Annotated in this window: 11 protein-coding genes; 7 read left to right on the forward strand and 4 right to left on the reverse strand. The window is 35.3% G+C overall.

Annotation, left to right across the window (positions count from 1 at the left end):
- Nucleotides 1-499 precede the first annotated feature (499 nt).
- From CNR22_10160 to CNR22_10175, 4 genes are all read left to right on the forward strand, one after another.
- On the forward strand, nucleotides 500-2,182 hold the full coding sequence (locus tag CNR22_10160; GenBank protein PBQ32119.1) for a hypothetical protein: 1,683 nt from the start codon (nucleotides 500-502) through the stop codon (nucleotides 2,180-2,182).
- A gap of 8 nt (nucleotides 2,183-2,190) precedes the next feature.
- Nucleotides 2,191-5,232 (forward strand): hypothetical protein, encoded by a 3,042-nt coding sequence (locus CNR22_10165; protein ID PBQ32120.1) that lies wholly within the window; start codon nucleotides 2,191-2,193, stop codon nucleotides 5,230-5,232.
- 8 nt (nucleotides 5,233-5,240) lie between these two features.
- Complete coding sequence (locus CNR22_10170) at nucleotides 5,241-5,999, forward strand: DNA-binding response regulator (protein PBQ32121.1); 759 nt, start codon at nucleotides 5,241-5,243, stop codon at nucleotides 5,997-5,999.
- Nucleotides 6,000-6,075: 76 nt separating this feature from the next.
- Nucleotides 6,076-7,458, forward strand: coding sequence for a DNA repair protein RadA (locus CNR22_10175; protein PBQ32122.1), 1,383 nt, complete (start codon nucleotides 6,076-6,078; stop codon nucleotides 7,456-7,458).
- 16 nt (nucleotides 7,459-7,474) lie between these two features.
- On the opposite strand, the gene CNR22_10180 is transcribed toward CNR22_10175, so the two are convergent.
- Together CNR22_10180 and CNR22_10185 are read right to left on the reverse strand one after the other, a co-directional pair.
- Nucleotides 7,475-8,431 (reverse strand): hypothetical protein, encoded by a 957-nt coding sequence (locus CNR22_10180; GenBank protein PBQ32123.1) that lies wholly within the window; start codon nucleotides 8,429-8,431, stop codon nucleotides 7,475-7,477.
- A complete protein-coding gene (locus tag CNR22_10185; GenBank protein ID PBQ32124.1) occupies nucleotides 8,400-10,442 on the reverse strand; it encodes a methionine--tRNA ligase in 2,043 nt (680 codons plus the stop codon). Before CNR22_10185 ends, CNR22_10180 begins: the two co-directional genes overlap by 32 nt.
- Before the next feature lie 96 nt (nucleotides 10,443-10,538).
- Between CNR22_10185 and CNR22_10190 the strand changes: the two genes are divergently transcribed.
- From CNR22_10190 to CNR22_10200, 3 genes are read left to right on the forward strand one after another with little or no spacing between them, the layout of a single operon-like run.
- Nucleotides 10,539-11,228 (forward strand): hypothetical protein, encoded by a 690-nt coding sequence (locus CNR22_10190; GenBank protein PBQ32125.1) that lies wholly within the window; start codon nucleotides 10,539-10,541, stop codon nucleotides 11,226-11,228.
- Nucleotides 11,229-12,125: an LD-carboxypeptidase gene (locus CNR22_10195; protein ID PBQ32126.1), complete on the forward strand. Its 897-nt coding sequence runs from the start codon at nucleotides 11,229-11,231 to the stop codon at nucleotides 12,123-12,125. It abuts the gene before it with no gap.
- 2 nt (nucleotides 12,126-12,127) lie between these two features.
- Nucleotides 12,128-12,925 carry an alpha/beta hydrolase gene (locus CNR22_10200; protein ID PBQ32127.1) on the forward strand — a complete coding sequence of 266 codons (798 nt, stop codon included), beginning with the start codon at nucleotides 12,128-12,130 and terminating at the stop codon, nucleotides 12,923-12,925.
- Here the strand turns inward: CNR22_10200 and bshB1 are convergent.
- Nucleotides 12,917-13,633: a bacillithiol biosynthesis deacetylase BshB1 gene (gene bshB1, locus CNR22_10205; GenBank protein PBQ32128.1), complete on the reverse strand. Its 717-nt coding sequence runs from the start codon at nucleotides 13,631-13,633 to the stop codon at nucleotides 12,917-12,919. The two genes, CNR22_10200 and bshB1, sit on opposite strands and share 9 nt — an antisense overlap.
- Complete coding sequence (lpxD, locus tag CNR22_10210; GenBank protein ID PBQ32129.1) at nucleotides 13,633-14,670, reverse strand: UDP-3-O-(3-hydroxymyristoyl)glucosamine N-acyltransferase; 1,038 nt, start codon at nucleotides 14,668-14,670, stop codon at nucleotides 13,633-13,635. The genes bshB1 and lpxD overlap by 1 nt, the downstream gene beginning before the upstream one ends.
- Nucleotides 14,671-14,695: the final 25 nt, after the last annotated feature.

Consider the following 14,695-nt stretch of genomic DNA (forward strand, 5'->3'; position numbering starts at 1 on the left):
TTAACTAACTGATAATGAACCATACGAAATACCTATTAATGAACATTATGTATGTTAGTTACTTTAATTAACGTTAATAAGTAAAAGCAACATTTTTACCATTTATCCAATACTACTTCTGCATGCATTATTTCTTTTCATTTCCTAGCAAAGTTATCATTATCCATCATAATTTATCAGAGTGTTTTTTAGGTTTCTAACATTCATACAAAGCCTTTATTTATTAAGACTCATAAGTACTAACTAATGTTAATAGTAGTTACGAGTACTGGTAATCAGCTTTTTAAATTATTAAATTTGTTTAAGACCTGTTAACTAGTTTTCATAAACTTAAAAAACGAATTAAAAACAAAAACTAGTTAACAGTATTAACATCTTATATATAGTAATACATACTTTTTAAAAATTTTAAAAAAATAAAATATATATATTATATATAGGATGAGTAATTATAAAATTTATCTCTATTTGATTTATATTTTTTTTGAACTACATTTAAATGCTGAAGACAATGATTAAGTACCATTTTCATATAATTTACTTTTCCTTATTATTTTTCTTCAATTCTTTCTTTTTAAGTTCCCAAACCACTAATCCGAATGGCTACAATAAATTTTACTACGAAAATGGTAAAATAAGTAGCGAAGGTCTAATGAAGGATGGTAAACCTAATGGTTATTGGAAGAATTATTACAAAAATGGAAAAGTGAAAATTGAAGGAAATAGAAAGAACTTTCAATTAGACAGTATCTGGAAATTTTATGATGAGAAGGGTAGAATAACAAAATCAATTGATTATAGGGATGGCAAGAAAAATGGCGTAAGTGCCACATATGATACTTTAGGAAAAGTGACATTGATTGAAAATTACGCTAACGACGTAAAAGAAGGATTAACAAGGAATTTTTATAAATCGGGAAAGACAAAGTCTATTACTCCATTTATTAAAGGCAGACAAGAAGGCATTGCATATGAATTTAGCCAGGATTCATTAATTACCGGTATATCAACTTACAAGGGTGGAATTTTACAGGGTTATGAAAAAATAAATCAGTTGGATGAAAATAATAAGAAGCAAGGTATCTGGAAGGAATTTTATGACAATAAAGAAGTAAAAAAAGAACAAAAATTCAATGATGATTCGTTAGATGGGTATGTAAAGGAATTTGATAGTAAAGGCAATCTCTTGTCAACTAAAAAATTCAATTTAGGAAAGCAAATATTTAACGCCCCTGAAATTGCTAACGTAGAGGTGTACAGAGAAGTATTCGAAGACGGGACTTTAAAATATGAAGGAGTTTACAGTGATGGTGTAGCTATTGGTACACATTTTAAATACATTCAAAAAAGAAGATGTGATAGTAGCTCATTCAGAAGAGATGATACAACTGATATTTTTGTAAGAAGACTTGTTTGCAGAAATGTTCCTATTCCTGATAGTGCTATAGAATATTTTGATGGAACACTTGTAGCTAAAGGAGCCGTTGATAGTATGAGAAACAGAATTGGTGTCTGGACAGAATATCACAATACTGGTGAATTTAGAGGAAAAGGTGTTTATAAAGAAGGTAATAGAACAGGAGACTGGAAGTTCTTCTATGCTTCGGGTAAATTAGAACAAGAAGGTAAATATGATAAAAAAGGGAGAGCGCAAGGTCCCTGGAAGTGGTATTACGAAAGTGGTAAATTATGGCGCGAAGAAACTTATATTAATGGCAGACGCGACGGTGAAATGAAAGATTACGATGAAGAAGGAAACGTAATAATGCAGGGAATGTACATTGACGGAAAAAAAGAAGGCAGATGGACATATGAGAATGCGGATTACAAAGAATTTGGTAATTATGTAAATGATGAACCGGATAGTTTATGGAAAAGCTATACTATGCCGGGAAAGATAAAAAGGTTTGAAGGAAGGTTTTTAGCAGGTGAAGCAGTTGGATTGCATCAAGGATATCACACAAACGGCGCGCGCGCTTATGTTGGGAACTATGTAAATGGTATGAAGGACGGGGATTGGAAATACTATGATGAAAATGACTTTAATTATTTGGTTGTAACTTATAAAAATGATATTGAAATAAAATGGCAGGGTGAAAAGATTCGTCCAACCTATGAAGAAAGCTTACGTACTTATACTATAAAAATTAATGAAAACAAAACTCAGACAATAAGAAAATAGATAAAATTATGGCAGTAAAGCACCCATTCCAGGTTGATGAAAACACTCTTAATTTACTGCCTGTTGCTGTTATATTATTTGATGAAAAAAGATTTTATTTTTTAAATAAAAAAGCAATAGAAATTTTAGCTATTCCTGTAAAGCTTCTAAAAACAAAAGATACACTTTCTATATTTCAATTTATCAGTGAAAAAATTCATCCTGAAGTAAGGAAGAATATAAAGCTTGTACTCAAAGGTAGCGAACTTCCGGCTATGGAAGTGAAGGTTATTAATTACAAGAAAAAGAATATTTTTATTGAAGCAAATTCGAATTTAGCTTTTTATAACTCTAAGAAAGTAGTACAAACAACTTTTTCAGAAATATCTGTCAGGAAAAATCTTTCTATTGAAGGAGAAAATGCCAGAGATATTTTACAAAAAATAAGTAGTAACAGTGAGGATGTTATCTTTCATCTGAGTTTTTTTCCACATCCAAAACTAAAGTTTATAAGTGATTCTTCAAAAAAGATACTTGGGTATACACCAGAAGAGGTTTATAAAACAAATGGTTTGATAGAATCAAGCATTCACAAAGACGATAGAGCTTTAATTGTTACTACAAAAAAAGAGTATTTAGAGAAAAGCAAAGCAAAAAACGAACATAAAGTTATAGTTCGCTTTAAGCACAAAAAAGGAAAAGAAAAAAAGCTTGAAATAGCTGTCAACCCTGTATTTAATAGTCAAAAAGAACTTAGTGGACTTATTGGCAATATGCGGGATGTTACAGATAGTATAGAAACAGAGAGTTTATTGATTGAAACAAAAAATAAGTTCGATCTCATTACCAATAATGGGAATGATATTATAGCGTTTTATACTTACTATCCAAAGGAAAAATATCTTTATGTAAGTCCAAATATTAAGAAAATACTTGGATATGATTACAAGGAACTACTCAATGATCACACTTTCTTTTCGAGGTATTTACTTGGAGATAAAGAAGTGTTTTCTAAAACTGAAAAATTAATAAAGGGGTATCAGAAAAAAAACATAGTAAAAAACCACCATTTTTCGTTTAAAATACTTAAAAAATCGGGAGAGGAAGTTTGGCTGGAAAATAGCCTTGTTCCAATAACGAATGCAAAAGGAAAGATTGATTTTTTCATAAATATTTTAAGAGATATTACCGAACAAAAAGAGGCTGATATTGAAATTGAAAATCAATATTTTAATTATAGAAATTTACTCGATTATTCACCAGTAGCTTACGTAATTCACGATCATGGAGTTTGTTTATATGTGAACAATGCTCTTATGGATCTTATGAAGGTGAAGAGTAAGAACCAGATCCTTGGCAAATTCATGTTGGATTTTTTTAAGCAATCTGACCGAAAAAGAGGCATGGAACGTATGCAGGAAATTTATACAAGAAAAAAGGGCCTGGATAAATTTTTTAATTATACTATAAAGGATGCCGAAAAAAATGAGATTGAAGTAGAGATAAAATCTGTACAAATTAAATTCAATAATAAAGATTGCGTTCTTTCTCTTGTAAATAACTTAACGGAGCAACAGCAGAGAGAAAACGAAAAAGTAAAAGCACAAATTACTGAGAGTACAAATAAACAATTACAAAAAGAGATTAAAGAAAGAAAAGACGCAGAGAAAAACTTAACCGATAAAACGGCCCATCTTTCAGCTATTTTTGAAAGTTCTACCCATCTAATTTGGTCCGTTAACAGTGATTTTAAGGTAACCTCATTCAACAGAAATTTTTTCAGTACTGTAAAGCTTCAGCAAGGAATTACAATAAAACCCGGGTATAAGATTGACGAACATCTTATAAAAAATCGCGATCAGTATATTCAATTTTGGTATACTAAGTATGCTGAAGCATTTAAAGGAAAAAAACTTGAGTTTGAGAAGGATGACATTAATAATGGAAGAAAGGTTTACAGGAAAGTTTTTATAAATCCCATTTTTAACGAGCTTAACCAAGTTAAGGAGATCAGTTGCATAGCCAGTGATATTACTGATTCGAAGATTTATGAACAAAAACTCCTGAATCAAACAGGAAAACTGAGCGCTATTTTCGACAGTAGTCATCATTACATTTGGACCATTGATCATGATGGAAAACTAACCTCTTTCAATAAAAATTATTATGACCTTATCACCAGTATTTATAATACAAAACCGTTTCTTGGTATTGTATTAAACAGGGGGGTTTTAGCTAATGATAAAGAATACACCGAACTTTTACAATTTCACTATGACAAATCTTTTCGGGGATTGGCAACAAATTTTGAAATAGAAACAAGAGATAAGGACAATAAGAATATTTATCTGGAGGTGTTTTTTAATCCGATATACGAAAATGAAAGAGTAGTAGAAGTTAGCGGTATAGCTCATAACATTACCGAAAAAAAACATGTACAGCAAAGAATGGAATTTTCTTTGAAAGAAAAAGAAGTTTTACTCAGAGAGGTGCATCACCGTGTTAAAAATAATATGCAGGTTATCAGTAGTATTCTAAACTTGCAGTCCTCTTACGTTTCTGACGAGTATGCCTTAACGCTGTTAAAAGAGAGCCAGAACCGCATAAAAACCATGGCTTACATTCACGAGAGTTTATATCAGAATAAGTCTTTCAGTTCAGTTGATTTTTCAGACTATGTTTACACGCTGGTGAATAACATTGTTCAGTCTTATTCGGCTTCCAGCGAAAAAATTAAACTGGAGCTTAATATTGAAAAAGTATCACTCTCCCTAGATAGCTCTATACCTGCAGGGCTTATTATAAACGAACTTATCACCAATGCTATAAAACACGCTTTCCCCGGGGAGAAACAAGGAATAATTACCTTTAATTTACGGTGCGAAAATAATTTTGTATTTTTAGAGTTGAAAGATAACGGCGTTGGATTTGCTCCAGGGATCGATTTTGAGAATAGCCACTCGCTTGGTTTACAATTAGTTAACACTCTTATAGAACAGATAGAGGGGAAGTTAAAATTTAAATCAAAAAAGGATATGGGTACCGAAGTTTTAGTTACTTTTAAAATGTAATTGTTATTATGGAAAAGCTAAACATATTTATTGTTGAAGATGAGAGTATAGTTGCTAAAGACATTCAAAATAGCCTCACTAAATTAGGTTATAACGTGATTGGATTTGCAAATAACGGGAAGGATGCTATTGATAAAATTACAGAGTTGATGCCCGATCTTATTTTGATGGATATCATGATAAAAGGTCCATTGACTGGCATTGAAGTGAGCGAGAAAATTAAGGAGAAAATGAATGTGCCGGTTATTTTCTTAACGGCGTATGCAGATGAAGGAACGCTTTCAAGAGCAAAAATAACTGAGCCATACGGATATATTTTAAAACCTTTCAAGGAAATTGACCTGCATTCTACAATAGAAATGGCGGTTTATAAACATCAGAAAGATTCGGCTTTATTAAAGGAAAGAGACTTTTTATATTCGCTTGTTGAAAACAAAGACGAAAAAGCAAAAGATATTTTGTTTGTAAAATCAAACAGTCGTTTAGTAAAAGTTTATTTGAAAGATATTTATTTTGTAGAAGCCCTTAAAGACTATGTGATTATAAATACAGAGTTTGCAAGATACACAGTGCATAGTACTATGAAAGAGCTGGATAAGAAACTTGGAAACGTTGAGTTTGTGAGGGTTCACCGTTCGTTTATTGCACGTCTTGATAAAATTCAAAGTATCGACAATCAGAATGTTGTTCTTGAAAACGAGAAAAAAATTATTCCGGTTGGTGGCTCTTATAGAGAAGAGTTGATGCAAAAGCTTAACCTGCTTTAAAATTACTAAAAGACATACTACAATTAATAGCAAGCGATTGCAGCAATAGGCTGTAAATTTGTTTCTTAATTTAGTTATGTCAAAAACCAAAACAACTTATTTTTGTCAGAATTGCGGGGCTCAGTCGGCTAAATGGATAGGAAAGTGTCCGAGCTGCAATGAGTGGAATACTTATGTGGAGGAAGTGATTCACAAAGAATCAAAGAATGACAGGCTACAATTATTTTCAGCTAATAAAAATCCAAAGAACACTTCGAATAAGTCTATCCTTTTACAAGACGTAGGACTCCAGGATTTTCCCCGCATTGCCGTTCCGGGAAAAGAATTAACGCGTGTGTTGGGTGGCGGCATTGTTCCGGGAAGCCTTGTTTTATTTGGTGGAGAGCCAGGTATTGGAAAATCCACCCTAATGCTACAGCTAGCTTTACGTTTAAAAAATTTAAAAATATTATACGTTAGCGGCGAAGAAAGCGAACAACAGATTAAGATGCGGGCGGAACGCATTGGCGTAACTACAGAAAGTTGTTTTATCCTGCAGGAAACAAATACTCAAAATATTTTTCAGCAGATCGCAGAAATACAGCCGCAACTTGTTATTATTGATTCCATTCAAACACTGCATACAAGCTATGTAGATAGCAGTCCGGGTAGTGTGAGCCAGGTGAGAGAATGTGCTGCGGAGTTTTTACGTTTTGCAAAAGAAACCAATACGCCAGTGTTTATGATCGGTCATATAACCAAGGAGGGAAGCCTTGCCGGGCCAAAAGTACTTGAGCACATGGTGGATACTGTTTTGCAATTTGAGGGAGATAGAAATCACATATACCGCCTTTTAAGAGCTACCAAAAATCGTTTTGGAAATACCAACGAAATGGGCATTTATGAGATGAATGGTGACGGGTTAAGGGAAGTTACCAATCCCTCAGAGATCTTAATTACAGATAGAGAGAATCCTACCAGTGGTGTTGCTATTTCTGCCACAATGGAAGGGAATCGTCCGATGTTGATAGAAACACAAGCTTTGGTAAGTAGTGCCGCTTATGGCACGCCACAACGCTCCTCTACCGGGTTTGATCTTCGTCGTTTGTCGATGTTGCTGGCGGTACTTGAAAAACGCTGCGGATTCAAGTTAGGAATCAAAGATGTTTTTATCAACATAGCTGGTGGTATTCGCGTGGAAGATCCGGGCATTGATCTTGCGCTGGTGTGTGCGATTTTAAGCAGCAACGAAGACCTGCCTATTCCTCAAACTGTTTGTTTTGCAGCAGAAGTAGGTTTAACCGGCGAGATACGTCCTGTAAGCCGGGTAGAGCAACGCATTATGGAAGCGGAAAAATTAGGCTTTGAGAAAATATTTATTTCTTCCTTTAATTTGAAAGGATTGAACACCAAAAATTTTAAAATAGAAGTTGTTGCGGTGTCTAAAATGGAAGAGGCTTTTAGCGCTTTGTTCGGATAGTTAGTAATAGTTAAACTTAATAAAGAAGCGGCTTTATTTTGCTGTTAATACGGTTTACATCTGGTTTGGGATATTCTTTAAATGTTTCGTACAAACTGATATTTAGCTGACTGATTGAAGAAGAAATTTTCTCATAGGTATATTCTTTTTTCAACTTAACTTTTGTTACAACATTTACATCATTTTTTGTAAGAACGGTTTTATTATCTGGATTTTCTTTCAAATCTCTCAGAAAAGTTCTATTCACCGGAAAATAGATAGCTGTAGCGAGCCCATTTTGGGCTGGTGTATAGCTGACTGGAAAAAAATAGTTTGTTGGACTAAAATTAATATCGCGTGTAGCATATGGCATAGGACTTTTAAGCTGATGACCATATTTATTTTTTAAAACCACGGCCATCAATTTTATTGGATTCCCAGTTTCCTTGATTGTACGAGCAGAATCTTCAGGAACAAAACCTATTGAAGAACTATAAGCAAAATCACTTTCAGCAATGATGTAAAATTCCTCTTTCATTTTAATGGAAGGGTCAATAACAAGATTTGTATCTAGAAAAATTCCGTCTCGTTTACCATTTAATAAACTATCGCTATAGTTGCTATACATAAAATAAACCTTGCAAAAATTCAAATTCTCCTTATAAGCAAATAGGGTGTTTCTGTTTACGGCAAAAAGTTCAAGTTGTTTTTCAAGAGCAAGACTTTGATTTCCTTGTTTTAGAAGCTCATCTATTAACAACTTGCTTGTTTTTAGTTTCACAACGATGGCCCCTTTTTCTTTAAGCGTATTAATCTGCCATGCGCCAACCACTAATCTCGTTCTACGAAAATTATCAAACTGCTCCGGATCTTTATAATCCTTATAAACAGCCGGCTCCGTTCCTATTTGTGCGAATAGAAAATTTCCTGAGAACAAACAGAAAAATAAAACTGCAAATTTATTATTTAACCAATGAGCCATTTTGAAAGTCATTTAATATAGGAGAAACAAAACATAATTCTCCTTTTGCATTTTCGGCCATTAAAATCATACCCTGACTTTCGATGCCTTTTATTTTACGTGGTGCAAGATTCGCCAGCAGGCACACCTTTTTACCAATAATGTCCTGAGGCTTATAATACTGGGCAATTCCGCTTACTACCGTTCTTTTATCCACACCCGTATCCAACAAAAGCTTTAAAAGTTTATCCGTTTTTGGCACAGCCTCTGCCTCTATGATAGTAGCTGTTCTGATATCCATTTTTGAAAAATCGTCAAAAGTGGTTTCTGATTTAATTGCTTCAACAGGTTTATTTTGTTCGTTTTCCAATTTGCTTTGTTGGAGCTTGTCTAATTGAACTTGAACTTCCGCATCTTCAATTTTAGAAAAAAGCAACTCGTCTTTATTGATCAAATGGTCTTGCGCCATATTAGACGTTTGTTTGGCTGAATTCCATTTTAAAGGATGGACATTAAGCATATCGAATAACTTCTTGGAGGTAAAAGGAAGAAAAGGTTCTGAAAGGATTGCAAGGTTACAGGAGATTTGGAGTGCGATATTCATAATGGTTTTTACGCGCTCTTCATCGGTCTTAATTAATTTCCAGGGTTCTGTTTCGGCCAGGTATTTATTTCCGAGCCTTGCTACATTCATTAGTTCACTAACTGCTTCTCTGAACTTAAATTGTTCTATAGCTTTAGAAATTTTTTCCGGAGCCTTCGCCAACTCCTCTAATACTACTAAATCTTCTTTAGTATAAGAGCTGGTATTGGGCACTTTGCCATTATAATATTTGTGTGTTAAAACAAGTGTGCGATTAATAAAGTTTCCAAAAATAGCAACGAGTTCGCTGTTATTTTTTGTCTGAAAATCTTTCCAGGTAAAATCGTTATCTTTTGTTTCCGGGGCATTTGCGCAAAGTGTGTAACGCAGAACGTCTTGTTTGTCCTTAAACTCAACCAGGTATTCATGAAGCCAAACAGCCCAGTTACGGGAGGTAGAAATTTTATCGCCTTCTAAATTTAAAAATTCGTTTGCAGGAACATTGTCAGGCAAAATAAAGCCACCGTGTTCCATAAGCATAGCAGGAAAAATGATGCAGTGAAAAACGATGTTGTCTTTTCCAATGAAATGAATTAAACGCGAATCGTCTTTTTTCCAATAATCTTCCCAGGTATCAGGTAGCAATTCTTTTGTTGCTGAAATATATCCGATAGGTGCATCGAACCATACATACAAAACTTTTCCTTCAGCTCCTTCAACAGGCACCGGTATTCCCCAATCAAGATCACGTGTCATAGCACGAGGTTGCAAGCCGTCACCGCTTTCTAACCAGCTTTTGCACTGCCCGTAAACATTGGGTTTCCAATCGCTATGTTTATCAAGGTATTCTTTAATCTGCGGTTGTAACTTATCAAGTGGGAGAAACCAGTTCTTTGTTTGTTTCAAAACAGGTTTGTTACCAGAAAGAGTAGACCTTGGATTGATAAGGTCGGTAGCGTTTAAGGTAGAGCCACATCTTTCGCACTGATCTCCGTAAGCATTGGGGTTAGCGCAATTAGGACAGGTTCCAACAATATAACGGTCTGCAAGAAATTGCTGAGCGGCTTCGTCGTAATACTGTTCGGTAACTTGTTCGGTAAAGCCATGCTTTTCGTACATTACCTTAAACATGTCTGAGGCCGTTTGATGGTGTACTTTTGAAGAAGTGCGAGAATAAATATCGAAAGAAATACCAAATTCTTTAAAGGCATCGCCCATAATTTTATGGTATTTGTCTACCACTGCTTGTGGCGTTGTATTTTCTTTTTTTGCTTTAATGGTAATAGGTACGCCATGCTCATCGCTTCCGCAAACGAACTTTACGTCTTGTCCCGAGCTGCGCAGGTATCTTACGTAAATGTCTGATGGAAGATAGCAACCGGCAAGATGGCCAATGTGCACTGGGCCGTTGGCATAAGGTAAAGCAGCTGTTATTAGTGTTCTTTTAAATTTTGAGTTCATATACCTGTAGACCCTTTGAATCTTAAAATAAAGGCCTGTTTATTTCTTTATGTGTTATAAATTATTACTTTTATACAAAGGTAAAATAAATCTATCATGAGCAATAAAAAAGAAATTTGGAAAGCTATAAGCATTGATGGGAAAAAGCCCACAGTACCTTACATGATATCTAACCACGGAAGATTTGGCGTTATGGTTGATGGCAAAGTGGAAGTGAGGCATTTTAAACCTACGGCCGGCAATTATCGCTATAACACACGTCAGAACGGTAAAAATAAGGCTATCTTTTTATCGCGTGAAGTGGCAAGACATTTTCTTACAAAGCCCTCAGCTAAACATAAATTCATTATTCATAAAGATCATAATTATCTGAACGATCACGCGGATAATTTAAAATGGTCTACCAACGAGGAGCATAGGGCGCATACTTCCCAGAGCCCAAGGTCAATTTTATCGCGACAAAAGAAGGCCATTACAAAAAGCACACATTCAAAAGTACTAACTGAAAAAAATGTTATTGCTTTAAAAAAAATGATTTGGGATCCAAAACGCAAACTATCTTTTAGTAAAATCGCTGAGAAATTTGGAGTTTCAGATATGCAGGTGTACCGTATAAAAAGCGGCGAATTCTGGTATCACTTAAAAGTAGATAACGAGCCTGAACATAAAAAATACAAACAGAACCTGAGTAATATTTCTTTCCACGCGAAGGCTGCAGCCAAGCAGACAAAAAATGATTCTAAGAAAAAAGCATCTCCAAAAAAAGTAGTAAAGAAGAAACGCTAAATGTTACTTGCACCATCGTATTTAAAGAAAGGCGATACCGTTTTAATTATAGGAACTGCCCGCGCCAGGAGTAAAGATCAAGTTGAACCCGCCATAGAAATTCTTAAAAGTTGGGGACTTAAAGTTGAAGCTGGAAAGCATCTTTACAAAAAGCACAATCAATTTGCGGGAACCGATAAGGAGCGGGCGCATGATTTACAATGGGCGCTCGATCACATAAGCGCAAAGGCTATTCTAATTGCAGGGGGAGGTTACGGCACTTTGCGAATTATCGATCTTATTAACTTCGAAAAATTTAAAAAAAATCCGAAATGGATCATTGGTTATAGTGATACCACTGTGATTCAGAGCCGCCTTACAAAATTAAAGGTAGCCAGTATTCACGGAACAATGGCTTTTCAGTTTACCAAAAACGCAGAGGCAACAGAGTCTCTAAAAAAGGCTTTATTCGGAGAGAAGTTAGAATACGAAATTCAAAAAAATAAATTGAACAGAAGTGGCAGCGCAGACGCAGAAGTCGTTGGCGGAAATCTTTCGTTGCTGTATGCTTTGAGTGGTAGCGTGGATGACATTTCCACAAAAAATAAAATCCTTTTCATTGAAGATCTCGACGAGCAACTTTATCATATTGACAGAATGATTCTTCAATTAAAACGCAGCGGCAAACTAAAAGATCTGAAGGGCCTTATAGTCGGTGGAATGAGCGAGATGAAAGACAACGCAGTTCCTTTCGGCAAAACAGCCGAAGAAATTATTAAAGATGCTGTGAAGGAATATAAGTATCCTGTTTGCTTTAGTTTTCCTGCAGGACATATTGAAAACAACATGGCCCTTTACTTTGGAAAGAAGGCACGCCTTTCAATTACAAAATCAAGAATTAAATTTGAGTACCTATAGAAATGATTTGCAAAACAGCTGACAATCTAAATCTCTATTATAAAATTACCGGTAACGAGAACGCCTCTCAAACACTTGTTTTTTTAAATGGGTTAACACAATCTACCGACTCGTGGATATTGATGCTTCCACACTTTAAAGACAAGTATAAAATTTTATTAATGGATTTTATTTTTCAGGGACAAAGTGATAAGTTGGGTGAGTGGCGTGATTTTGATACACATGCGAAAGATCTTAAGGCGATTCTTGACCAGGAAAATATGCAAGAAATAAGCATTGTTGGAATTTCATACGGCAGTATGGTAGCTCAGCATTTTGCAGTTAACTATCCATCTTATCTGAAAAAATTAGTACTGGTTTCCACTTTCGCCCATAAAACGCCTTATTATGAGGCAATAGAATTGAGTTGGTGGCGGGCTTTGGAAATGGGAGGTTATAGCTTAATGCTGGATATTATGTTGCCAAGTATTTTAAGCGAAAATTACTTTTCTAATCCCATGGTTTCTATTGCTAATTTAAAAAAGGGGCGTAAAGATCTTCAATTAAGTTCGGAGGCGATTTTTAACTTAATGAGGGCCACAAAAGAAAGAAAAGACTTTAGAAAAAATCTTCAAAAAATAACAGCTCCAACGTTAATTATTCAAGGAGAGAAAGACATGTTAGTTCCCGTGCATTTAGCAGAAGAGGTGAATAAGAGTATTCAAGGCTCAAAACTTATAGTGGTAGCAAACGCTGGCCATACACTTAATTTGGAGCACGTGGAGGAGGTTTGCAGAGATATAACTGATTTCTTAGATTAAATCAAACAAACTATTTACACCAGGATAACGACCCACCGTAAAGCCTTCTGCATAACGCGTCCCGATGGCGCGCCCCCAAAGGGCCATTTTACTATCCAGGGTTTCCAAAAATTCTTTGCTTGAAATGGGCGTTTGTGGCTCATTAGAACCGGCGCTAAAAAACTGCGAAGAAAAAGCCATAATTGATTTATGTTTGATATCATAAAATTCACTGATATCAATAACAAAATCAGGATGAATGTAATGATCCTGTATATAATGATATACTGCTTTTGGTCGCCAAGTCTTTTGTAATTTTCCTTCAAAAGACGTTTCGATCTTCATTAAACCACTGTAAAAACAAGCATCGGCAGTAAGTTTTGCTGCTCGCCCATGATCGGGATGCCTGTCACTGACTGCATTACAGAGAACAATTTCTGGCTGGTATTTCCTGATTTGCTGAATTATTTTTTTGAGATGCTCTTCATTGTTTTGGAAGAAGCCGTCTTTAAAATCTAATTGAGTTCTCGAACTCACTCCTAATAATTTTGCGGAGGCTGTTGCTTCAATGGTTCTGAGTTCGGCACTACCACGGGTTCCAAGCTCGCCTAGAGTAAGATCTAAAACAGCTACAGTTTTACCCATCGCAATGTGTTTTGCAATGGTGCCGCTGCAGCCAAGCTCTACATCATCAGGATGCACTCCTATTGCAAGCACGTCCACTTTCATTACTTAGAATTTAATTTTTTAGTGAGATCCGATATTTTGTCGTTTAATTTAGGAAGACTTCTGAATAAAACGTATGAGCGTTTGTAATCGCCAATACTAAAGGCCGGAGAGCCCTGAACGATTTCGCCTTCTTTGTCAATATTAGAACCTATACCAGACTGGCCTGCAATTTTTACGCCGTCTGCTATTCTTAAATGGCCAGCAATGCCCACCTGTGCGCCGATCATACAATTTTTTCCAACTTTGCTTGAGCCCGCAACTCCTGATAAACCGGCGATCACAGTATTTTCTCCCACCTCGGCATTATGAGCTATCTGCACAAGGTTATCTAGTTTTACGCCTTTACGTAAAATGGTAGAACCCATCGTAGCACGATCTATAGAAGCATTAGAGCCAATTTCTACATTATCCTCAATAACAACATTACCAATTTGCGGCACTTTTGCAAACGTTTGTCCTTCTGAATTTGGAGCAAATCCAAAACCATCGCTACCAATAACTGTGCTGGCGTGAACCGTGCAATTAGAGCCAACAACACATTCATGATAAATTTTAACTCCTGAAAATAAAGTGGTGTTATCTCCAATAGTGACATCGTCTCCCAAATAAACGTGGGGGTAAATCTTTACGTTGTTTCCAATTTTTACGTTTTGTCCGATGTATGCAAATGCACCTACATAACAATCGGTGCCCAAAACAGCATTACCTGAAATAAAACTGGGTTGTTCAATACCTGTCTTATTTCCTTTTATTTGCGTGTAAAGCTCTAACAATTTTGCAAAAGACTCATAAGCATTTTCGACACGAATAAGCGTACAGGTTGATTTAACCGGCTTGTCGAGAACTAAAGTAGTATTAACGATAACAATACTAGCATCGGTTGTATAAATATAATTTGTATAAGCAGGATTTGCAAGGAATGATAAGGTTCCAGACTTCCCTTCTTCAATTTTAGAGAGGTTGGTAACAACGCTGTTTTCGTCACCTTCTACAACCCCATGTAGTAAACCTGCTATTTGCTGTGCTGAAAATTCCATAGTCGTATAACTTCTCAAAATTAAG

The organism is Sphingobacteriaceae bacterium, assembly GCA_002319075.1.
Taxonomy (GTDB): domain Bacteria; phylum Bacteroidota; class Bacteroidia; order B-17B0; family Aurantibacillaceae; genus Aurantibacillus.

What these genes read in the sequence shown, in the direction of transcription:
- CNR22_10160 (PBQ32119.1), top strand. Translation starts at nt 500, where the DNA reads ATGCTGAAGACAATGATTAAGTACCATTTTCATATAATTTACTTTTCC.
- CNR22_10165 (PBQ32120.1), top strand. Translation starts at nt 2,191, where the DNA reads ATGGCAGTAAAGCACCCATTCCAGGTTGATGAAAACACTCTTAATTTA.
- CNR22_10170 (PBQ32121.1), top strand. Translation starts at nt 5,241, where the DNA reads ATGGAAAAGCTAAACATATTTATTGTTGAAGATGAGAGTATAGTTGCT.
- CNR22_10175 (PBQ32122.1), top strand. Translation starts at nt 6,076, where the DNA reads ATGTCAAAAACCAAAACAACTTATTTTTGTCAGAATTGCGGGGCTCAG.
- CNR22_10180 (PBQ32123.1), bottom strand. Translation starts at nt 8,431, where the DNA reads ATGACTTTCAAAATGGCTCATTGGTTAAATAATAAATTTGCAGTTTTA.
- CNR22_10185 (PBQ32124.1), bottom strand. Translation starts at nt 10,442, where the DNA reads ATGAACTCAAAATTTAAAAGAACACTAATAACAGCTGCTTTACCTTAT.
- CNR22_10190 (PBQ32125.1), top strand. Translation starts at nt 10,539, where the DNA reads ATGAGCAATAAAAAAGAAATTTGGAAAGCTATAAGCATTGATGGGAAA.
- CNR22_10195 (PBQ32126.1), top strand. Translation starts at nt 11,229, where the DNA reads ATGTTACTTGCACCATCGTATTTAAAGAAAGGCGATACCGTTTTAATT.
- CNR22_10200 (PBQ32127.1), top strand. Translation starts at nt 12,128, where the DNA reads ATGATTTGCAAAACAGCTGACAATCTAAATCTCTATTATAAAATTACC.
- bshB1 (PBQ32128.1), bottom strand. Translation starts at nt 13,633, where the DNA reads ATGAAAGTGGACGTGCTTGCAATAGGAGTGCATCCTGATGATGTAGAG.
- lpxD (PBQ32129.1), bottom strand. Translation starts at nt 14,670, where the DNA reads ATGGAATTTTCAGCACAGCAAATAGCAGGTTTACTACATGGGGTTGTA.